The sequence below is a fragment of the Blautia sp. OF03-13 genome (assembly GCF_003460685.1).
Taxonomy (GTDB): domain Bacteria; phylum Bacillota; class Clostridia; order Lachnospirales; family Lachnospiraceae; genus Fusicatenibacter; species Fusicatenibacter saccharivorans.
Genome location: NZ_QTVR01000013.1, coordinates 75,944 through 97,989, shown reverse-complemented (window position 1 = coordinate 97,989; position 22,046 = coordinate 75,944). Strand labels below are relative to the sequence as shown.

Genomic DNA, 22,046 nt, shown 5'->3' with positions numbered 1-22,046 from the left:
TCTCTTTTTGAATTGGATGCCCTTTTCTGGCATTCTATTAAAAATCTATCATACTTATGCTAAAAACACAAGCGCGTCACGTTTTCTTTTTTGTAAAATCCATAACCCACATTCGGCCAAAAAAGCTCTCTGCCGCTTTGTTTCTGCAGCAGAGAGCTTTTCTTTGCTTTATGCTTCTATCATGCTTATCTCTTGTCGATCGTTGCGATATCGATCAGGGTCAGCTTCTTCACATCTGTATTTTCCAGACTGGTTACGAGTGCGGTTGCGGTATCCAGAGAGGTCAGTACGTTGACACCTGTCTCGATCGCGTTCCGGCGGATGACGAATCCGTCTTTGGAGTGCTCAACGCCCTGGGACGGAGTATCGATGACGAGGTCGATCTTGTGGCCGAGGATCAGGTCCATCAGGTTCGGGGACGGCTGCTCGATCTTGTTGGTGCGGATCGCATTGACGCCGTTCTCGTTCAGGGCTTTCGCGGTATTTCTCGTCGCATAGATCTTGTAGCCGAGAGCCTGGAATCTCTGTGCGATCGGAACGATATCCTCTTTATCCTCATCCTTTACGGTGATGATCATGTTTTTGTATTTCGGCAGGTTGATTCCGGCACCGAGGAACGCTTTGTAAAGAGCCTCGTTGAAGGTCTTTGCAATACCAAGGCACTCACCGGTGGATTTCATCTCCGGTCCAAGGGCGATATCTGCGCCGCGGATCTTCTCGAAGGAGAATACCGGCATCTTGATGGCAATGTAATCTGCCTCTCTCTGCAGTCCCGGCTCGTAGCCAAGCTCGCGGATCGTGTGGCCGAGGATGACTTTCGTTGCCAGCGGCACGATCGGGATTCCGGTTACCTTGCTGATGTATGGCACGGTACGAGAAGAACGCGGGTTGACCTCGATGACGTAAACATCCTCACCGCATACGATGAACTGGATGTTGATCATACCGATGACATGCAGGGATCTTGCCAGACGTTTCGTATACTCTACGATAGTGTCTTTTGCATGCTGGCTGATGCTCTGTGCCGGATAAACGGAGATACTGTCTCCGGAGTGAACGCCGGCGCGCTCGATGTGCTCCATGATACCAGGAATCAGAATATCGGTGCCGTCGCAGACTGCATCAACCTCGATTTCCTTGCCCTGCAGATATTTATCAACCAGGATCGGATGCTCCTGTGCGATCCGGTTGATGATGCCGATAAATTCATCGACATCCTCATCGCTGATGGCGATCTGCATACCCTGTCCTCCAAGGACGTAGGACGGGCGGACGAGTACCGGATAGCCGAGCTCGTTGGCTGCTTTTTTCGCCTCTTCTGCGGTGAATACGGTGTGTCCCTTCGGACGCGGGATTTCACACTGCTCCAGGATCTCATCGAACAGCTCACGGTCCTCTGCGGCATCTACGTTCTCTGCAGATGTTCCAAGGATCGGCACACCCATTTTCAGGAGTGCTTCGGTCAGCTTAATCGCAGTCTGGCCGCCGAACTGTACAACGGCTCCGTCCGGATGCTCGATGTTGACGATATTTTCTACATCTTCCGGTGTCAGCGGCTCGAAATACAGTTTATCTGCGATATCGAAGTCGGTGCTGACGGTCTCCGGGTTGTTGTTGATGATGATGGTCTCATAGCCCTCTTTCTTGAATGCCCAGGTACAATGTACGGAGCAGAAGTCAAACTCGATACCCTGTCCGATACGGATCGGGCCGGAACCAAGGACGAGGACTTTCTTTCTGTCGTTTGTCTCGACAGCTTCGTTTTCGCCGCCGTATACGGAATAGTAATACGGTGTGGTTGCTGCGAACTCAGCGGCACAGGTATCTACCATCTTGTAAGCTGCGGTGATATCATACTGTTTTCTTAACGCTTTTACTTCTTCTTCGGTCTTTCCTGCCAGTTTTGCCACCAGGTAATCCGGGAACTCAAGGCGTTTTGCTTCGCGCAGCAGATCCTCATCCAGCTCTTTGGCCTGTAATGCCTGCTCCATCTCAACGAGGATAGCCAGCTTATCGATGAACCATACATCGATTTTGGTGATCTCGTGGATCTCGTCGTAGGAGATGCCCTGACGGATCGCCTCTGCGATTCTCCAGATTCTCATATCGTCTACGATGTGAAGCTCTTCGATCAGCTCGTCTTTGGACAAGTGGCTGAAGTCATAGGACATCAGGGAATCTACGTGCTGTTCCAGGGAACGGATGGCTTTCATCAGCGCGCCCTCGAAGTTGTTGCAGATACTCATAACCTCACCGGTTGCCTTCATCTGTGTGGTCAGGGTACGTTTTGCACTGATAAACTTATCGAACGGCAGACGCGGGATTTTTACAACACAGTAATCCAGCATCGGCTCGAAGCTTGCGTAGGTTTTTCCAGTAATGGCGTTCGGGATCTCATCCAGAGTGTAGCCAAGTGCGATCTTTGCAGCAACCTTTGCAATCGGATAACCGGTCGCTTTGGAAGCCAGTGCGGAAGAACGGCTGACACGCGGATTTACCTCGATAACACAGTACTCGAAGCTGTCCGGATTCAACGCATACTGTACGTTGCATCCGCCGGTGATGCCGAGCTCGGTGATGATGTTGAGTGCGGAAGTACGCAGCATCTGATACTCTTTATCTCCCAGGGTCTGGGATGGTGCTACGACAATACTGTCTCCGGTGTGAACGCCGACCGGGTCGATGTTCTCCATGTTGCAGACGGTGATGCAGTTTCCTACGCTGTCCCGCATTACCTCGTACTCGATCTCTTTCCATCCGGCGATACATCTTTCAACGAGTACTTCGCCGACACGGGAAAGACGGAGTCCGTTCGAGAGGATCTCGATCAGCTCTTCTTCGTTGTAAGCGATACCGCCGCCGCTTCCGCCGAGGGTGTAAGCCGGACGCAGTACAACCGGATAACCGATCTTGTTGGTGAAATCGATACCAGCCTGTACATCATGGACAACCAGGGATGCCGCTACCGGCTCGCCGATTTTTTCCATGGTATCTTTGAATTCCTGACGGTCCTCTGCTTTTTTGATGGTCTGTGCTGTGGTACCGATCAGGCGTACGTTGTTTTCTTTTAAGAAGCCTTTTTCTTCGAGTTCCATCGCAAGGTTCAGTCCTGCCTGGCCTCCCAGAGTCGGAAGAACGCTGTCCGGTTTTTCCTTCTGGATGAGCTGCTCTACCACTTCTACGGTCAGCGGCTCGATGTAAACGCGGTCTGCGATGTCTTTATCGGTCATGATGGTTGCCGGGTTGGAGTTCAGAAGAACAACTTCCATTCCCTCTTCTTTCAGGGAACGGCACGCCTGTGTTCCTGCGTAGTCGAACTCTGCTGCCTGTCCGATGACGATCGGACCGGAACCGATAACCAGAACTTTTTTAATATTCGGATTCTTTGGCATTATTTGTTACCTCCCATCATCTCAAGGAATCGATCAAACAGGTATCCGGAATCCTGCGGGCCAGGGCATGCCTCCGGATGGAACTGTACGGTAAAGATGTTTTTGCCGACGTATTTGAGTCCCTCGTTGGTGCCGTCGTTGACGTTCACAAAGGCCGGAACTGCCACATTCGGATCCAGGGTATCGGTATCTACGACGTAGCCATGGTTCTGGGAAGAAATGTAAACTCTTCCGGTTGCCAGGTCCTTGACCGGGTGGTTTCCGCCGCGGTGGCCGTATTTCATCTTGTGGGTATCTGCGCCGGTAGCCAGTGCCATCAGCTGATGTCCAAGACAGATTGCAAAGATCGGTACATTGGAATCGTACAGTTTTTTAATCTCTTTGATAATGGATACGCACTCTTTCGGATCTCCAGGGCCGTTGGACAGCATGATTCCGTCCGGATTTGCGGCGAGGATCTCTTCTGCTGTAGTAAGCGCCGGATAAATGGTCACTTCGCATCCGCGCTCATTTAAGGAACGTGCGATGTTGTTCTTTGCGCCAAGATCCAGAAGTGCAACTTTAAAGCCTTCTCCTTTTAAAACTGATTTTTCAGAGCAGGTTACCTTTTCTACAACTTTTCCGGTATTATACGCTTTTAATTTTGGAATAATTTCATCGAGGTGATAATTTTCGTTGGTCGTGATCATACCGTTCATGGTACCTTTTTCACGAAGAATTTTGGTGAGAGCACGAGTATCGATTCCGGCGATTCCGGGAATATCGAACTTTTTCAGGAAATTCTGAATGGTGTCCTGGCAACGGAAGTTGCTGGGGAGACGGGATAATTCTCTTACAATATAGCCATCCGGCCAGGGTCTTAAGGACTCCTGATCATCATAACAAATTCCATAGTTTCCAATAAGAGGATACGTCATACATACTGCCTGTCCCGCATAGGATGGGTCAGTCAGCACTTCGAGATATCCAGTCATGGATGTATTAAATACGATTTCACTGATCACTTCTTTTTGTGAACCAATGCTGGTTCCGGTAAAGACATGCCCGTCTTCTAAGATTAGAAAAGCTTTCATCATTCCACCGTTTTCCTTTCTTTTTCGTTCGGTTTTGAGTTTGTATGAAATATGCATCTCATACTTTAATCTTTCAGATTCTATCACAACCAGGGAAACATTTCAACTATTTTTGTCGAATTACGGAAATTTCTTTTCTGGAAAAATAAAAATACCCTGACGGAAAGTTTTCACACTTCCCATCAGGGCAATCCGAATTGGTCCACCGGACCAATTCTTGATACGCAAAGCGAAAAAATAATGCAGGAGATGGGACTTGAACCCACACGATCTTGCGACCACAGGCACCTGAAGCCTGCGCGTCTGCCAATTCCGCCACTCCTGCATTTCTTGTCTTGCGGCTCTCATGTGCCGCTCAACAAAACATATATTACCAGATGATTCCGAATCTGTCAACAGCTTTTTTCAAATTTTTTCAAAAAATTTCAAATTTTCTTTTTTGCCCCGAAAAGCCCGCCATCCGCAGCTTTTCGGGAGATCCTGCATCACCTGGACTCCCGGCAGGAAATTGCCGTCAGCAGCGCAATTCCGAAGAAAATACAGAAATCAGAAACATTGAACACAAGTCTGCGGAACTTCTCCGGTCCAAACCGGAAGCTGACATAGTCGGTCACGTAACCTCTCTTATGCCGGTCATACCAGTTCGACATGCCGCCGCCAATCGTAAGCGCAAGCCCAAGCTTCTTCGCCTTACACTTACGTCTGCCCGCCAGCGCTCCGAGACGCGCCCACAGTCCGGACAGCAAAAAGAAGGTGAGAATTTCCACCTTCTTCGTGCTGTCCGCGAAGCCGCCGCCCGCTACGCCGCGGTTATGACATTTCCGCAGGACAATATGTCCTTTACAGACCGGGATCTGCTCATTTTCCTTTAACTCCTCTTCTGCCTTCTTTTTCAGGCATCCGTCTGCAAGGAAAACCGCTCCCGGCAGCAGGGTCCAGATCATTCCTCTTCCGGTACCTCTGCTTCTTTTTCAGGCTCTTCTTCCGGCTCTTCTTCCGGCGCTGCCGCTTCGGTTTCTTCTGCTTTTTCTTCCGGTTCTACGTGTACAAACTCGGCATCCTCCGGCTCTTCTTCCTTCTCCGGCATAGCAGCACCGCAGCGCATGCAGAAAGCTGCATCTTTCGGAACACTTGCGCCGCAGGCCGGGCATACGATGCGGCCTCTCTTGTTTGCCACGTCTTCCCTGCAGTCTGCAATCTCTTTTTCCAGATCGGTGATATCTTTGCAGATGCCGGCAAGATTCTCGTCGAATGCTTCGCCGTTCAGATAGCGGTTGTAGATGATCTGTCCGATATCCTGGTAATTCTTCTCAATCTGATCCTCAAGCGCATGCTGACGGGTGCGGATCTTCTGAATTTCTACGAATTCATCTGTTTTCTTTCCCACAGTATCCACTGTTTTTTTCAGTGTTTTACTTAAATTTCCAAAAAAATCCTCTGCCATAGTTAAAACCCTCTCTTTCTTATCTCTTATTTCAAGAAAACGCCAGTTTCACGTCTGCTCCGCTGTGTTTTCCAGTTACCTTATTTCTGCTCTAACTTTGGAACTTCCTGACCGCGCAGGAGAATCGTCGGCCCGCCGGTCTTTTCAATATAGTCTTTTGTGATGATAACCTCTCCGATGCTGCTGTCCTTTGGAATCTCATACATGATATCCAGCATGAAATCCTCGATGATCGAACGGAGTGCTCTCGCACCGGTATCTTTTTCCAGCGCTTTTCTTGCAATAGAGCGAAGTGCATCATCATCAAATTCCAGTTTCACCTCGTCGAGTTCGAGCAGTCTCTTATACTGCTTCAGGATCGCATTTTTCGGTTCTTTTAAGATCTCGACCAGCATATCCTCATTGAGACTCTCCAGCGTAAATACGATCGGCAGACGGCCAAGGAACTCCGGCACCATACCGAAAGTCCGAAGGTCTTCTAAGGTCACCTGTGACAGCAGGTTCTTATCCCCATCATACTTGTCCTTCAGATCCGCCTGGAAGCCAATGGAAGCTGTCTTGTTCAGACGCTCCTTGATGATGTCCGTCAGATCCGGGAAGGCACCGCCGCAGATAAAGAGAATGTTTCTGGTATTGACGGTCTCGAGCGGAACCATCGCATTTTTGCTGTTGGCTCCCACCGGAACTTCGATGTCGCTGCCCTCGAGGAGCTTCAGCATTCCCTGCTGTACGGCTTCTCCGCTGACGTCTCTCTGGTTTGTATTTTTCTTTTTCGCAATCTTGTCGATCTCGTCAATGAAGATGATACCGTGCTCCGCGCGCTCCACATCGTTGTCTGCGGCCGCTAAAAGCTTAGATACCACGCTTTCAATATCATCACCGATATAACCCGCTTCGGTAAGGGATGTGGCGTCCGTGATGGCAAGCGGCACATCTAAGAGGCGTGCCAGTGTCTGCACCAGATACGTTTTTCCGGAACCGGTCGGTCCGATCATCAGCATGTTGGATTTTTCGATCTCGATATTTCCGTCCTGCGGTGCAAAGACACGTTTGTAATGGTTGTAAACGGCAACCGACATGACTTTCTTTGCACGGTCCTGGCCGATGACGTATTCGTCAAGCATCGCCTTGATCCGGTGCGGCGGCGGAATGTCCTTGATTGAAAATTCTTTTGTTTTCTTCTTTTCTTCTTTTTTCTTTACCCGCTGCCGGTTCGGGATCTGGTTGGAAAGCCCGGAGAGATCGAACATGCCGATATTCGGCATGTTGTTCATATTATTCATCATCTCATTGATCTGGCCCGGGTTCTGGTTCATGGTATCAAAGCTCTTCTGCATGCAGTCCGGGCAGATATTGATGTTTCCCGGAAGGGTAATCATCTTTCCGGCTTTGCTCTCCGGTCTGCGGCACATGAAGCAGACTTTTTCATAGGTATCTTCTGTATGATGGTCAGAGCTTTTTGTTTCCGCCTTCGTTTCGTCCGCGGTACCGTCCACTCTGTCTTTCTCTTCTGACATGATTTTTCAAATTCCTTTCTGTAATAGATCGCTTGGTCTAGCTTGATTATAGCCCAAAAGCCATAGGGTCACAAGTAAAAACTTTCTTAAAAATTACCAACTTTTTTAAGAATTTTACAAATTCAAAAAATTATATCAAAAAATGCAGAAAAAGGCGGACAGCCAGGCGTTCATATTCCTGTGCTGTCCGTCTTTTTTCTCTTAGGAAATAGTTATTTCGAGTTTTTATCTGTTGCCAAACGGATTCTGAATACCCTGGTCATTCTGATCGGAGCTTCCGGTTCCATCGTTTGTGGTTCCGTTGCTGCTTCCGCTCGTCTGCGGCATATCTGCTGCAGAGCCAAGGGTCAGCGTCAGTGTTACTTCTTTGTACTCACCGTTGTCCGCGCGCTGTACGGTGACATCTACAGTCTCGCCTGCCGCATAATAGGTCAGTGTCTCTTTTAAGCCTTTGGCGTTCGAGATGCTTCTTCCATCAAACGTGGTGATAACATCGCCTTTCTTGAAGCCCGCATCGGCTGCCGGGCTGCCGTCCACAACGCTCATGATGCAGACACCGGTCGGAATACCGTAGTTCTGGGAAACATCTGCGCTGACATCCGCCATGTTAATTCCGATATAAGCGGCCTCATCATCGCTGACTTTGTATCTTGTTGTCAGGTTCATCAGGTTCTGCAGAATCGGCTCCGCTTTCGAAATCGGGATCGCAAAGCCCATGCCCTCGACCTGTGTGGAACTGTATTTTGCTTCGTTAATGCCGATCAGCTCACCGTTCATGTTCAGAAGGGCGCCGCCGCTGTTTCCAGGGTTGATGGCTGCATCGGTCTGGATCAGTCCCTCAGAAGTAATCGTCTCGCCGGTACTCTCATCCTGACTGGAGATCGTACGGTCTTTTGCACTGATATATCCGCTCGTCAGGGACTGGCCGGTTCCCAGTGCATTTCCGATTGCCACAACCTGATCACCGACCTCAAGGTCATCGGAATTTCCCATCACGGCAATTTTGATCTGGCTCTTTGTCTCGTCCTTGATGTCGGAAAGTTTTACTGCAACAACAGCAAGGTCATTGTCCGCATCGGTACCTTTGATCTGGCCTTCTACCGTCTCATCGTCGATAAAGCTGACGGAAAGAGACGTTGCACCGCTGACAACGTGGTTGTTTGTCGCAATCAGGAGCTCATCGTCGTTCTGTCCGACAATAACTCCGGTTCCGCTTGCAGGAACTTCCTGGCTTGTGGTTCCGAAGAATGTCTCAACTTCTTCCACCGTTGTCGTAGAAATTGCTACCAGAGACGGCATCGCACTCGATGCAACATCTTTCACGGACATCTCGCCGGTTGCTTTTACGGTATCGGAGGTATCACTGCTGTCTGCTGCCGTTGTTGTGGTGGTCGTCGGAATTGTAACTTCCTGCTTCTGCTCTGTTGCTGTACCTATCACTTTCGTACCGACTGCTGCAGTCCCAATGAAAACACCGCCTGCCACGAGTCCGAAGCACGCTGCCATGGCAAGTGTCATGCCCCATTTTTTTGCGGATGACATTGGTTTTTTCGCTTTCTTTTTGTGATCCTGCGGCTGCGGAACGGCAGAAAACTGTGGTTTTTCCTGCTTCGGAGCACTCTGTGTCTGTGACTGGTACTGATAATGTTCTGTCTTTGCAGAAGATGTCTGCTCTGCCTTTGCCTCCGACGAGTCCGGTTTTCCGGTGTAGGAAGCGCTGTTATTCTCCTCGCCGGTCTTTCCGCTGATTTTCGGATTCACCCAGCTGTAGGTTGTCGTTTTCTTTTCTTCCGTCTTCGGCGCTTCTGCGGTTTCCTGCGGTTTTTCCGTCTCTGCTGCGCTCTGCTCTGCTGTCGTTTCTGCTTTTACTTCTTCTGTATGCTCTGCAGCTTTGGTTTCCTCTGCTGCCTCACCATTTATTTCTTCTTTTTTGAATTCTTCACTCATGGCTGATCCCTCTTTCTCTTTTCTATCTCAGGCACCAATACACAGTGCTCTTATTTCTTTCTTCATTTTCTACTGCCTATTGTACGTTAGAATTGTGTTGAAACTGTGATAATTTTGAAAAAAGAGGAATTTTATGCTGCGGTTTTTATTCTACCGTAACCGATTTCGCCAAGTTTCTCGGTTTATCCACATCGAGGCCTCTGCCGATCGATACGTAGTAGCCAAAGAGCTGCAGCGGAATGATCGCCAGGGAGTTTGCAAAAATCGGATTTGTCTCCGGCAGGTAAACTACGTAGTCGGCTACTTTTTCCACTTCTGTATTGCCAACGGTCGTTACCGCCATGACAAACGCGCCTCGTGTCTTCACTTCCTGAATATTGCTGATCGTTTTCTTGTAGAGCTCCGGCTGGGTCAGCACGGCTACGACAAGGCGTCCGTCCTCAATCAGGGAAATGGTTCCGTGTTTCAGCTCACCGGCTGCATACGCCTCGGAGTGGATGTAGGAAATCTCTTTCAGCTTCAGGGAGCCCTCCATCGAGATTGCATAGTCGATGCCGCGTCCGATGAAAAAGACGTGTTCTGCCGCAAGATAACGGTTGGCAAAACGCTGTACGTTCTCCTTATGGGACAGCAGCAGGGAAATCTGCTCCGGCAGGCGCTCAAGGCTCTGGATCATCGCATCGAAGTCATTCTGCGAAACGGTTCCGCGTACTTTGGCAAACTTCATCGCCAGAAGGTACTGCGCGATAAGCTGTGTGCTGTACGCTTTCGTTGTCGCAACAGCGATCTCCGGACCGGCCCAGGTGTACATGACATTGTCTGCCTCTCTTGCAATCGAACTTCCAACTACGTTTACGATGCCAAGGGTACGCACGCCCTTTTCTTTTGCAAGGCGGAGAGCCGCGAGGGTATCGGCCGTCTCACCCGACTGGCTGACGATGACCACGAGCGTATTTTCCGGCAGAATCGGATCACGGTAGCGGAATTCGCTTGCCAGATCTACCTCAACCGGGATTCTTGCCAGCTTTTCGAAGACGTATTTTGCGGTTACACCGGTGTGGTATGCGGAACCGCAGGCAACGATAAAGATTTTGCGGATCGCGCGGATCTCCTCATCGGTCATGCCGAGTTCTTCGATCACAACATCACCGTTCTTAATACGCGGCGTCAGGGTATCTTTTACGGCTTTTGGCTGCTCATGCATCTCTTTCAGCATGAAATGCTCATAGCCGCCTTTTTCTGCCGCATTCATATCCCAGTCGATGTGGGTTGCCTCTTTCTCCAGCTCCTCCTCGTCAATATTGTAGAAGTGAAGGCCATCGCGGGTCAGTTTCACGATCTCCTCATTTTCCAGAAAATAGACATCTCTTGTATATTTCAGGACAGCCGGAACATCGGATGCAATCAGGTTTCCGCTCTTACTTGTACCAACGATCAGCGGGCTGTCTTTACGGACCGCATACACCTCATCCGGATGGTCGCGGAACAGGATACCCAGTGCATACGATCCCTCCATGCGGTGCATAACCTTTGTGATCGTTGCAAGCGGATCGCCGTTATAATAGTAATCCAGCATATGGGCAATTACCTCGGTATCTGTCTCCGAAAGGAACTCATATCCTTTGGACATCAGTTTTTTCTTTAATTTCAGATAATTCTCAATAATTCCATTGTGTACAACGACAATCGAGTGGTCTTTATTGAAATGCGGATGTGCATTCAGATCGGAAGGTGCCCCATGCGTTGCCCATCTCGTATGTCCGATTCCTACGGTACCCGGAAGTGTCGCTCCATTTTGTGTCATTTCCTCAAGCACCTTCAGACGGCCCATTGCTTTCTGCATCTGAATTTTGTTTCCATCGTATACAGCAATTCCGGCCGAATCGTATCCGCGGTACTCCAGCTTTGACAATCCGTCCAGCAGCACCGGGGCAGCCTGGCAGGTTCCAATATATCCAACAATTCCACACATAGATTTTTTCCTCCTAACAGCAAAAGGCGGCACCCTTGTTCTGTTTTCAGGTTATGCCGCCTTCTAATTTCTTGTTCTTTACTTTTTTACCACGCTGCTCCGTTCTCTGTCAACCTTATGGAGCATTTCGTATTTACTTACAAAATCTTTTTATTTTTGTTTTTTACTTTCACTTATCTTCTATTTCGTTTTTTTCTTATCTTTCCGTGATATTCCCACCACGTTTTGTTTGAGGTACACCAGCGGATCACACCGTCCGGAAGGCTTTTGTATCGTTTTCCGAGGAAGTATCCCACATATTTGAATCCGCTTTGAAAAAATAACGTGACGAGCAGCCACGGCTTATGAATTTTGCAGACGTAGGATGCCGATTTTTTCACCATACGGATTCCCTCACCCTCAGACGGATACGCATCAAAGATCTCCGGATGCTGTGCCTGGGATACACCGAGGTCGAAATTGCGGTGAAGCTGTGCCAGACAACCGTAATTGTGGGAATGTACCACCTTCGCATCTGCCGCATAGGCAATCGCATAGCCCGCCTGCACAAGATGCCCGGCATAGATCATATCTTCGTTAAACAAGGTGCTTTCTACAAATCCACCCAGCTCTTCATATGTCCTGCGGTCATACATTGCACAGACATTGGAGCAGAAAAAAGTCTTAACACCAAGTTTTGGCAGATCACCGGCATCCTTGATATCACTCTCCTCCGGATAGTTAAAGCCTCTCGTAAACCGTTCCAGTGTACGGCAGTCATCCCGCGGAAGCTGCCGCGCATAGGCCGCCTTCACATGCGGCAGTGAAAATTTTTCCACCAGATGTTCCACGCACGCATTGTCGTACGGCATGGCATCCTGGGTCATAAAAAGCAAAAGATCCGCATCCGAACTTTCTGCCATCGCCCTTCTCGTTCCGCCGTGGTCAAATTCGCTTGGCCGGATATGCTCTACCATAATTTTATCCGATAACTGCTCCCACGCCGGGTTCCAGAACTTTTTCCCTGTGTTTACAACCCGGATCGACCGGATCGGGTAAGTCTGTTCCAAAAGGCGGGGCAGAAGCTCTGCGAACTCCTGCCCTGGTTTATACGTTGGTATCATAACATCAACGGTATAGAATTTCATGTCTGGTTTTCTCCCTCGTATTTAGTCGCCTGCGATCACCGAATCTGCCTCTGCACCAGGCCCCTGGTTCAGCACATAGCCGATCATATCTTCATCGTAACCGCTCTTTCTTGCAATGTAGTCGCTGTACTCTGTAACAGCCGCAGACGGTTCATACGAAAGACCCGGATACAGATATTCATGCAGCTCTCTTACATTGAACTCCAGCGTAACCGGAATTACAACATCCTCACCAAGGGCATTCACTACATTTTCACCATAGCAGAGCTGGAACGGATAGGCATAGGAGGTTCCCATCGTATACGTTACCGCATGCATACCAAGTTCCAGGATTTCATTCTTGGTAAGACTGGTGCTGACATTTCCCATCACCTTGTCCAGAATTTCCGGAATCTTGGTCGGATTCTGTTTCAGCTTCTGTACCATAAGATTGATAACAATTCGCTGACGGCTGGTACGTTTTGCATCATCACCGCCGCCATAACGGATCCGCGCATAGGAGGTAGCAAGCGCACCGCTGACATGACGTACTTCGCTGTAATCATCCCCAAGGTCCTCATCATACGGAATAGCTTCATACTCTACGCCCTGTGCTTCCGATACCTCTCTGTTGTAGTTGTTTGCATGAACACACTCTGCATTTGTCATCTCGATGTCGAGACCGCCCAGGACATCAATCGCATCGGCGAGTGCCTTGAAGTTTACGGTAACGTAATCGGTCAGTGCAAAGTCAAGGTTTGTATTCAGCATGGAGAGCATACTCTCCGGGCCGCCGCGGTTGTATGCGGAATTGGCTTTGTCAAACTCATAATATTCATCGGTATATTTCGCCATGTTCATCCAGGTGTCACGCATAATCGACACCATACGGATTTCCTGCTTGTCATGATCAATACAACAGAGAATAATCGTGTCACTGTTCATGCTTTCTGCCAGCTCGGAGCCTTCCACACCTCTGGCATCCACGCCGACCAGCGCGATGACCTGTGTACCGGACATCTGTGAGAGATCGGTATTTGCCTTTACTTCACTGTTGATCTGAATCTGGGAGCTGTCCAGCGTATCCTGATTCATCTTATCCATCGAACGGTTGATCCATGCGTAGACGAACAGAATTCCGGAAAGAATCAGCAGAACGGTGATTTCAATTCCGAAAATTATTTTTCTGCGGCGCATTTTTTTGTATTTTCTGCTCTTTTTGTAATTCTTCTTCGACATCTCTTTTCCCCTTATCTTTTAGTAAGCGTTTTTATTCACAAATCCTTTGAAAAAGGTCAGGAACAGAATTTTAAAATCAAGTCCCAGCGTCCAGTTTTCAATATAATACAGATCACAGTCAATACGCTTGCGGATAGAAGTATCCCCCCGGTATCCATTCACCTGCGCCCATCCCGTAAGACCGGGACGAACCTGATGTTTTACCATATAACGCGGGATCTCCTCCCGGAATTTTTCCACAAAGAAAGGTCGCTCCGGCCTCGGTCCGACCAGGCTCATATCTCCTTTTAAGATGTTAAAGAGCTGTGGAAGCTCATCAATGCTGGTATGGCGCATGAATTTTCCAAATCCCGTCACACGCGGGTCATTCTTCACGGTCCATGCCTTCTTTTCTTTCTCCTCCGTCTGAACTTCCATCGAACGGAACTTGTACATTTCAAACGGTTTGTTGTGCAGTCCGACGCGTGTCTGACGGTAGATCAGCGGACCCGGTGAGGTCAGCTTGATCATGATGCAGGAAAACAGCATCACCGGTGAGAACAGAATGATCGCCACGAGCGCGCCGAAAATATCCACAATCCGTTTCAGCATCGCGTTGAACGTGTTGGAAAGCGGCACATAGCGGATATTGACGACAGGAAGTCCCTGCAGGTCTTCTGTGTACGGCTTTGTCGGAATGATGTTGTGGTAATCCGGCACAAACTGGGTATGTACGCCGGATTTTTCACACATGGCAACGATCTCCTCCAGGCGGAAGTATTCGTTCAGGCCAAGGGTAATGGCAATTTCATCCAGTTTGTTTTCCGGCAGAATGACTGAAAGATTGTTGATTCTTCCAAGAACCTTGATACCGCGGTACATCGTTCCCGCTTTGACATGGTCATCGAGGATTCCGCGGACGAGATAGCCCCACTCCGGGTTTGCAATGATCCGGTCAATGTATTCCTCGGTCGCACGGCTGTAGCCGACCATCAGAATCTGCTTCTGGTTGCGGCCGTGTTTCCACATATTGCTTAAGATATAGTGGATCAGATTTCTTACGATCGTTTCCAGTGTCACATTCAGCACAAAGAAGATGCAGAGCATACCACGGGAAAAGTGAACCTGGCGCACCATGTAAAGGCTGGCCAGCCAGACCAGAAATCCAACCGTATTCGCTTTTAAGATATTGGCAAATTCCAGACGTCTTCCCTGAAAACGCTTGGATGCATAGAGATTGAATGCATAGTAAAGCAGCAGATAGCCGGGCACGATATAGAGCAGTGCCATCATATACGTCGCCGGCGGCAGAATTCCCCTCTCCGGATGATTATTCATAACGCCCAGCCGCACATAGCAGTACCAGGACAGTACATAGGAAAGTGCGAGCACCAGGGCATCGATCAGAACGTGCATCCGGTCAAAATATTTCTGATTATCGTTGATCAAATTCGTTCACCTTATCTGTTTTTTTCGGGATTTAAAAATTCCCTACCCCTAACTATACAATAAGTTCCAAAAAAGAGCAATCATATTTTTCTAACATTCTTCTTATTTCCGTAAACTTTTTAACTTTTTCGTAATCTTTTGAAAGAATCCTTATGCCCTCTCCAGAAATCTCCGGAACACATTGATAAAAAGCTCCCATTCGATGACAAAATACGTGCCGAGGCGCTTCCACTCGAAACGGATCTTTTTTGCTCTGTTTTCCGGCTTCCGGCAGATGAAAAAACCATTCTTGATTCCTGCCAGATATTCTTTTCCGTATCCCTTCGATGCAAAAAAGACCAGTTTTGCCGAAAAACCGAGGATAAAGACCGGCAGGTTAAGCAAAATCTGTAAAACCGGCATATTTTTATAGATCAGATAAATATTGTTCCTGGAAGAATAACGGATTTTAAAGAGGTTATACCGGGAGCCGCTCGTTCCGCTTCCGACGTGGTAAACCTTCGCGGACGGCTCATACCAGTTCTCGTAGCCCAAAAGCCGCGCACGATAGCCGATGTCGGTATCTTCCAGATAAGCGAAATGTTCTTCGTCAAAAAGTCCGGTCTTTTCCAGAAATTCCCGGCGGTAGATCGCTGCTCCGGCGCAGGCCGCAAAAATCCGGTCGGACGTTTCAAATTCACTGACCGGTTTTCCTTTTCCTCTTGCGAATGCCCATCCCAGCATATTATAGTAATTTCCCGCATCGTCGATTTTATCACGCTCCTGATAGGAAATCAGCTTTGCGCTGCATGCAAACGCATTCTTTCTTTTACAGATTCCCTCATAAAGGCGCTCGACAAAGTCCGGGAACACTTCGGTGTCGTTGTTTAAAAGGATCACATACGGCTCCTTCGACCGGCGGATGCCTTCGTTGACCGCACGGCTGAAGCCATAGTTATCATCGAGCTGGATGATTTTCGTCTCCGGGTAGTGTTCCCGCAGAAACGCACAGCTCTCATCCTGTGAACCATTGTCCACGAAATATGTGGTAAATTCCGTAAAGGTCTGCTTTGCAAGCGCTGCAAAGCACGTCTCCAGATACCGGTATCCATTATAATTTGGTATTACAACTGCTACTTTGTCCATGGTTTTACTCCCCTGCCGTCGGCACGCAGTCCATAGTTCCACGATGCCAGCGTTAAATTTGGATTGTAGCAGGGATCTCCTGCCTTTAACAGCCCAATCCAGCGGCTGCGCATAAATTCGATTTCCGACTGGAAGCGGCGCACCTTCTTCTCGTCATCCTCTGCTCCCCTGGATTTCGATTCATAATGGTACAGCTCCACGTGCGGATTGTATACGATTTTATAACCTGCTTTTCCAATGCGCAGGCACAGATCAACATCGTTGAAAGCGACGGACAGTTCTTCTTCAAAGCCGCCGACCTCCTCAAAGACCTCTTTTTTCATCATCATGCACGCTGCTGTCACCGCACTCACATTCATCTGGAGCGATGCCTTATGCAGGTAGCCGCTTCTTCCGCGCGCCAGTCCTAAAAAGGCGTGGCCCGCAATGCCGCCGATACCGATGATGATACCCGCATGCTGCACCGTGTTGTCCGGGTAATACAGCTTCGCGCCGACCGCCCCGATCTGCGGTCTCTGCAGATTGGATACCATCTTTTCCATAAAATCGGGTGTGATGATTTCCATATCGTTATTGAGAAACAGGAGATACTCTCCCTTTGCCTCTTTGACGCCAAAATTATTGATCGCAGAATAGTTAAAGCCCTGTTTTGGATACTTCAGGACACGGATGCCCTGTGCTTCGAGTTCTTTGTAATAGGAAAACGTTGCTTCCTCAGTGCTGTTGTTCTCAATAATCAGAATCTCATAGGATGGATACATGCACTTCTTCTTAATGGATTCCAGACAGGTGCGTAACGTATCGGCCTGATCCTTGTTCGGGATCAGAATCGAAACCAGAGGCGTTCCCCGCAGTTTATAATCTACATCGTAGAAGCCATAATCCGAACGCAGTGTGACGGTTCCCTCTTCGCCGCAGCGCGCAAGGTTTCCCTCAATTGCCTTTTTTCCGGCCTCATACGCGTACAGCTTGCTTGCCGGATTGTCTGCGGTGGAAGCGCTGTGGACCCTCCAGTGATATAAAACCCTCGGAATGTGTACAATTTTTCCCGCCATTTCCGTGCAGCGGAAGATATAATCATAATCCTGCGCCCCATTGTATTCCGGACGAAGGCCGCCGGTTTTCTCCGCAATCTCCCGCCGTACAACGAAGAAATGGCAGATATAATTGTTTGACCGCAGCAGATCCAGATTGAAATCCGGTTTGAAATGCGGCTGGAAATACTCGGACAGATCGGTCCGTACCTTGTCCTCATCGGTATAAAAAGCATCGATGGACGGATCTTTTTCCAGACGGATGGCAATTTCAAAGAGTGCATCCGGCGCAAGCAGATCGTCGTGATCCATAAAACCGACGAAATTTCCCGCTGCTGCGGCAAGCGCTGCATTTGTATTCTCTGCAATGCCGATATTTTCCGGAATCGGAACGTTCTTTACACGCGGATCTTTTCCGGTATACTCTTTCAGGATGCGCGCCATCGTCTCATCCTCCGGGCTGGCATTTCCGATCACCAGTTCCCAGTTTTCATAACTCTGTTTTTCCAGGGATTCGATCATCTGACGCAGAAAAATTTCCGGCGTACGGTAAGCCGGAACAACAACGCTGATCTTCGGACAATAAGAAAATTTATGATTTTTCTGACGCGCCAGGTCCTCCTCTTTTGCGCAGTACTGCTCCCGCCACGGTCCGTACGGAACCTCCTCCGGCTCCATCCGCTCCGAAAGACGGATCAGGAATTCCTTTGGCCCATAATGTTTCAGGTAACGCAGTCCCTTCTGTATGTTGTAAGGTTTCAATTTCCGTATAAAACGGAGCCATTTCATATCTGACACTTTTTTTAACTCCTTGGGGTTTTTGTTTTTCAGGTTTTTTGTTTTTTCCGTATGAACTCGTTCGCATTATACTCTATTTTACTGCATTTTGCAAATCCCGACTGAAAATATTAAGAAATTATGTATTTCTTCCCTGTTCGATTTATGTTATAATAATAAAAGTGTGTCTAATACATTTTAGAGAGATCCGCTGCCCGGACAGTCTTATGCAGCTGTACCCGCTGGATCAGAAGGAGTGAGTTATGATTAGAAAGAATTCTGCAGCCCGCACATTTTTATGCCTGTTGCTTGCTTTTGTTTTTGCCGCGTCCTGCCTCCCGCAGACGATTTTTGCCACAACCGATAAAAAAACAGTCACCACCTGGCCCGAAGGACCGGAAAACAATTCCGGCGCTGTCTGTTTACTCGATGCCGATACTGGGGCTGTTTTATACGATAAAAACATGGACGAGCAGCGCTATCCTGCCAGCATCACCAAAATTCTGACGGCTCTGCTGATCATTGAAAACAAGCAGATGACCGACACCGTTACCTTCGGCGAACATGCTGTCAGCGAATCCATTCCGGGAAATGCCCGCATCAACGTTCAGCTTGGCGAAACGATCACAGTGGAGGATGCTCTTCACGCGATTCTTCTTGCCTCGGCAAATGAGGTCTGCACACAGCTTGCCATCGACATTGCCGGAAGCGAGGAAGGTTTCGCCGCCATGATGAACGAACGCGCCGCTGCACTTGGCTGCACGAATACCCATTTTGTCAATGCAAACGGTCTGCCAGATCCGAACCACTACACCAGTGCACACGATATGGCACTCATTATGCAGGAGTGCATCAAAAACGAGACCTTCTGCCGCATCGAGTCCGATCTGACCTACACAATTCAGCCGACCAATATGACCTCGACACCGCGTGATCTTCAGAACCACCACGCATTGCTGTTCCAGGACGGTCAGTGGGGATACAAGGGTGCTTTCGCCGGAAAGACCGGTTATACCGATGAGGCACACAACACACTCGTTACCGCTGCCAAGCGAGGCAATATGACGCTGGTCTGCGTTGTTTTAACCTGTGATAACCTCGATTATATCAACGATACCCGTACCGTACTTGATTTCGGTTATGATAATTTTACACATTATACCCTGAAGAACGCAAAAAAGGAAAGTCTTTCCGGTGTGGTAACGCTTCCAAAGAATGCGAAAATTGAAACTGCAACCTACACCGATCCGGACGGCGCTTCCGTTGAGGAACCGTACACCCGCCAGTATTTTTTCGATGATCACTTCATCGGAACAGCCGAGGTTTCCGCTCCAGGTACTGTTTCCGACAGTTCTTCGGTTTCCTCCGATTCATCAGAAGAAACCGACAGCACAGATATTCCAACACCGGAAGAAACCAAGAAAATTTCTTTTCTCTCCACACTGCTCTATATTCTGCTTGGCCTGAACGGTGTCGCTTTTCTGATTCTGATCATTGTCGTGATCAACAACGCGAGAAAGAGACGGAAACGCAGAAACAGACGCCGCAATAACCGAAACAAACGGCACTGATCTTCTAATTTATAAGCAATCAGGACCTCCCGTCCAACGGGTGATCCTGATTCAAGAGTTCGACGGAAGTCGAACTTTCCTATAAGAAGTAAAGAATGGCATCGAAAACGCAACCGATTTCGATGCATTTGGGTATAAAGCAGAGCTACCGCCAGAAATATTTGCTAGTGCGACAGCCCTTTTTGTTGCTTATTTATTTTCCAAGATACTGTTCTAAAATCTGTGGTTCGATTCTTTTCCAGTTTCTTTCCTTTACCGTCTCTTCTGCTCCCGTATCCAGTTTTTTCCTCAGTTCCGCATCTGTCAGAATACGCTCAATCGCCGCTTTTGCCTCCGCGAGATTTCCCTGCGGATAGAGAATACAGTTTTCCCCATCTTTCAGGTATTCCAGATTGCCACCGTTCGGCACAGCAACGACGTAGCCGCCGGACGCCATCATCTCAAGCGGCGGATAGGAAAAGCTCTCCAGCAGGCTTGTTTTCAGCAGGATATCACACGCCGCATAGACTTCCGGTGTTTTTTCATACGGAACCCGGTGTAAAAAGCGGTCCACGCGGTACCAGGATTTCGGATTTCCATTGTAGGACATGTACCAGATCTCGAATTTTTCCAGATCCAGCTGTTCCACGATACGGAAGCTCTCGTCCACGTTTTTATGCTCCGCGCTGCAGTCTCCCTCGATCAGAATCCGAATTTTTCCCTGCAGATCCCGCCCCCGTTTCGGATAGAAGGACGGATCGATGCCGTTCGGAAGATAGACTGCTTCGGTATGGTATTCCTCCCGCAGCCAGTTCTGACACCATTTGGAAATGGTTACGTACTCCATCGGGCTCCTCATCCGGTAAGTCGCCGAAGTTGCGATCCGGTACGGGCTTCCCGGCGGATAAAATCCAACTTCAAAATTCTGCACCAGATATTTTTTCTTTCGGATCTTACTGGACTGTTCGACGAACTCTGCGGTATTCCACATCGTCGCTACCGCAAGATCCAGCGTTCCCTGCAGTTTCTCTCGCTCGGCCGACAGCACCGGAAAATGGAAATCACCCTCATGATACCACTCCGCCTCCCCTTCCAGAGTAAAGAGGCTGACCTGCGCTCCTGCTTTTACCAGCATTTCCGCATGAAGAAGTGCAACGCGGATGCCTCCGCTGATCTCCATCGCTGGAAGCACAAAGGCACAGCGTAGATTCCAGTGGCGCTCCACCCACTCGCAAATCCCGGTGGCATGAAAGATTGTGACACACTCGCGGCTGCACCGGCCATATGCCCGTCCGGCAATGGCTTTTCGTGCCGGTTCGTCGTCGATCAGCCACTGCAGTTTTTCCAACCACTCCGCTTCGTCTCGGCAGAGTACGCCGTCTTCTCCATCCTGTACCATCTCAGCAAAAGCGCCGAGATTGCTGGCTGCTGTCACGGTCTGCACCAGAGCCGCTTCCACCCATTTATTTTCCGATTTCGCACGGTTAAAAATCGTATCGGTAAGCGGAGCCAAGTTGATATCCACCGACGCAATCCGCTCCGGCAGTTTTTGGTAATCGACAAATCCCTCCATCTGGATCTGGGAAGCAAACAGTTTCAGCTCCACCGGGAGTTCCAGAATTCCCACGATGAGGAGTTCCAGGTTCGGATTTTTGCCAAGCAGCTGTTTCAGCACCGGAACGATCATCTCGATGTCGTCCAGATGCGTCGCACTGCCGCTGAAATAGCCAAGGCGTACTTTTTTCGCCGTTCCATCTGCTTCGTTCTTTTTCTGTTTTTCTTTTAACACCGCCTCGGACAGTAGCAGCATCTCATCTGACGCACAGTTGCGGTTGATCAGCACCTCCGGTACGTACTGCTTCAGTTCTTCTGCCAGCGCCGCTGTCGTCGTAACCGCCGCATCACAGAGGGAAAGCAGCTCGCCCATGTTTCGGACATTCTGATCGTATGCCTGCCGTTCTTCCGGCTGCATCCGGTCGAGAAACGGAATCTGATCGGTGTATTTCGTATCGATCACAAGATCATCCACATCGTACCACAGAGGCTTGTTCATCTGCTTTGCCATTGTGGCAAATTCCCGCAGGGTGTCCGTCATCGGGCAGCGGAAAATCACGAACGCGCCGTAGCAGCGTACCATCCAGGGCTTCAGCTCCTGAAAATAAACCGTATCACACGTATATCCGCCTGCCTCCAGCTGCTCCATCTGATGCACCACGCGGTACCGGTGTGGATGCGGCAGCTGTTCATTGCAGCCACTGATAAAGAGAATATCCCGGTAGACCCGGGATTTTTCTCTCTGAAACTCTTTTTCTTTTTTTGCCCGCGCAAGGTACCCTTTCGTACGCCCAGCCAGACCGCCGATTCCTTCTTCTGCAACAGCTTTTTTTAATTTTGCTGTCAGCACTGAAATTTTTTCCAAACGTTTCACCGCTTTCTTTCTCT

14 protein-coding genes and 1 tRNA gene are annotated in these 22,046 nt (G+C 49.0%); 1 reads left to right on the top strand and 14 read right to left on the bottom strand.

Annotation, left to right across the window (positions count from 1 at the left end; all coding sequences use genetic code 11):
- Positions 1-185: 185 nt before the first annotated feature.
- The 13 genes from carB to DXA55_RS11350 form a co-directional block, all read right to left on the bottom strand.
- Positions 186-3,392 (bottom strand): carbamoyl-phosphate synthase large subunit, encoded by a 3,207-nt coding sequence (gene carB / locus DXA55_RS11410; RefSeq protein WP_022462958.1) that lies wholly within the window; start codon positions 3,390-3,392, stop codon positions 186-188.
- On the bottom strand, positions 3,392-4,465 hold the full coding sequence (locus DXA55_RS11405) for a carbamoyl phosphate synthase small subunit (RefSeq protein ID WP_055219571.1): 1,074 nt from the start codon (positions 4,463-4,465) through the stop codon (positions 3,392-3,394). The genes carB and DXA55_RS11405 overlap by 1 nt, the downstream gene beginning before the upstream one ends.
- Before the next feature lie 241 nt (positions 4,466-4,706).
- Positions 4,707-4,790: transfer RNA gene (locus tag DXA55_RS11400), tRNA-Leu, on the bottom strand.
- 160 nt (positions 4,791-4,950) lie between these two features.
- Entirely contained in the window at positions 4,951-5,409 is a 459-nt protein-coding gene (locus DXA55_RS11395) for a signal peptidase II (protein ID WP_055265361.1), read from the bottom strand.
- Positions 5,406-5,909, bottom strand: a complete 504-nt coding sequence (locus tag DXA55_RS11390; RefSeq protein ID WP_055265359.1) for a zinc-ribbon domain-containing protein — start codon at positions 5,907-5,909, stop codon at positions 5,406-5,408. Before DXA55_RS11390 ends, DXA55_RS11395 begins: the two co-directional genes overlap by 4 nt.
- A gap of 80 nt (positions 5,910-5,989) precedes the next feature.
- Complete coding sequence (gene clpX / locus DXA55_RS11385) at positions 5,990-7,426, bottom strand: ATP-dependent Clp protease ATP-binding subunit ClpX (protein WP_055265357.1); 1,437 nt, start codon at positions 7,424-7,426, stop codon at positions 5,990-5,992.
- Between the two features lie 225 nt (positions 7,427-7,651).
- Positions 7,652-9,373, bottom strand: a complete 1,722-nt coding sequence (locus tag DXA55_RS11380; RefSeq protein ID WP_055265355.1) for a trypsin-like peptidase domain-containing protein — start codon at positions 9,371-9,373, stop codon at positions 7,652-7,654.
- A gap of 145 nt (positions 9,374-9,518) precedes the next feature.
- Positions 9,519-11,345: a glutamine--fructose-6-phosphate transaminase (isomerizing) gene (gene glmS, locus DXA55_RS11375; protein ID WP_055219397.1), complete on the bottom strand. Its 1,827-nt coding sequence runs from the start codon at positions 11,343-11,345 to the stop codon at positions 9,519-9,521.
- A gap of 173 nt (positions 11,346-11,518) precedes the next feature.
- A complete protein-coding gene (locus tag DXA55_RS11370; protein ID WP_055219399.1) occupies positions 11,519-12,472 on the bottom strand; it encodes a glycosyltransferase family 2 protein in 954 nt (317 codons plus the stop codon).
- Between the two features lie 21 nt (positions 12,473-12,493).
- Positions 12,494-13,690 (bottom strand): LCP family protein, encoded by a 1,197-nt coding sequence (locus DXA55_RS11365; protein ID WP_022462966.1) that lies wholly within the window; start codon positions 13,688-13,690, stop codon positions 12,494-12,496.
- An 18-nt stretch (positions 13,691-13,708) separates the two neighbouring features.
- Positions 13,709-15,118 carry an undecaprenyl-phosphate glucose phosphotransferase gene (locus tag DXA55_RS11360; protein WP_055219401.1) on the bottom strand — a complete coding sequence of 470 codons (1,410 nt, stop codon included), beginning with the start codon at positions 15,116-15,118 and terminating at the stop codon, positions 13,709-13,711.
- Between the two features lie 150 nt (positions 15,119-15,268).
- Positions 15,269-16,243, bottom strand: a complete 975-nt coding sequence (locus tag DXA55_RS11355) for a glycosyltransferase family 2 protein (RefSeq protein ID WP_022462968.1) — start codon at positions 16,241-16,243, stop codon at positions 15,269-15,271.
- Positions 16,231-18,066 (bottom strand): glycosyltransferase family 2 protein, encoded by a 1,836-nt coding sequence (locus tag DXA55_RS11350; protein ID WP_055265472.1) that lies wholly within the window; start codon positions 18,064-18,066, stop codon positions 16,231-16,233. Before DXA55_RS11350 ends, DXA55_RS11355 begins: the two co-directional genes overlap by 13 nt.
- A gap of 251 nt (positions 18,067-18,317) precedes the next feature.
- Here DXA55_RS11350 and DXA55_RS11345 point away from each other — a divergent pair, with 251 nt between their 5' ends.
- Positions 18,318-19,625, top strand: a complete 1,308-nt coding sequence (locus DXA55_RS11345; protein ID WP_055227560.1) for a D-alanyl-D-alanine carboxypeptidase family protein — start codon at positions 18,318-18,320, stop codon at positions 19,623-19,625.
- 193 nt (positions 19,626-19,818) lie between these two features.
- On the opposite strand, the gene DXA55_RS11340 is transcribed toward DXA55_RS11345, so the two are convergent.
- Positions 19,819-22,032 (bottom strand): glycosyltransferase, encoded by a 2,214-nt coding sequence (locus DXA55_RS11340; protein ID WP_416388226.1) that lies wholly within the window; start codon positions 22,030-22,032, stop codon positions 19,819-19,821.
- Positions 22,033-22,046: the final 14 nt, after the last annotated feature.

What these genes read in the sequence shown, in the direction of transcription:
- carB (WP_022462958.1), bottom strand. Translation starts at nt 3,392, where the DNA reads ATGCCAAAGAATCCGAATATTAAAAAAGTTCTGGTTATCGGTTCCGGT.
- DXA55_RS11405 (WP_055219571.1), bottom strand. Translation starts at nt 4,465, where the DNA reads ATGAAAGCTTTTCTAATCTTAGAAGACGGGCATGTCTTTACCGGAACC.
- DXA55_RS11395 (WP_055265361.1), bottom strand. Translation starts at nt 5,409, where the DNA reads ATGATCTGGACCCTGCTGCCGGGAGCGGTTTTCCTTGCAGACGGATGC.
- DXA55_RS11390 (WP_055265359.1), bottom strand. Translation starts at nt 5,909, where the DNA reads ATGGCAGAGGATTTTTTTGGAAATTTAAGTAAAACACTGAAAAAAACA.
- clpX (WP_055265357.1), bottom strand. Translation starts at nt 7,426, where the DNA reads ATGTCAGAAGAGAAAGACAGAGTGGACGGTACCGCGGACGAAACGAAG.
- DXA55_RS11380 (WP_055265355.1), bottom strand. Translation starts at nt 9,373, where the DNA reads ATGAGTGAAGAATTCAAAAAAGAAGAAATAAATGGTGAGGCAGCAGAG.
- glmS (WP_055219397.1), bottom strand. Translation starts at nt 11,345, where the DNA reads ATGTGTGGAATTGTTGGATATATTGGAACCTGCCAGGCTGCCCCGGTG.
- DXA55_RS11370 (WP_055219399.1), bottom strand. Translation starts at nt 12,472, where the DNA reads ATGAAATTCTATACCGTTGATGTTATGATACCAACGTATAAACCAGGG.
- DXA55_RS11365 (WP_022462966.1), bottom strand. Translation starts at nt 13,690, where the DNA reads ATGTCGAAGAAGAATTACAAAAAGAGCAGAAAATACAAAAAAATGCGC.
- DXA55_RS11355 (WP_022462968.1), bottom strand. Translation starts at nt 16,243, where the DNA reads ATGGACAAAGTAGCAGTTGTAATACCAAATTATAATGGATACCGGTAT.
- DXA55_RS11350 (WP_055265472.1), bottom strand. Translation starts at nt 18,066, where the DNA reads ATGAAATGGCTCCGTTTTATACGGAAATTGAAACCTTACAACATACAG.
- DXA55_RS11345 (WP_055227560.1), top strand. Translation starts at nt 18,318, where the DNA reads ATGATTAGAAAGAATTCTGCAGCCCGCACATTTTTATGCCTGTTGCTT.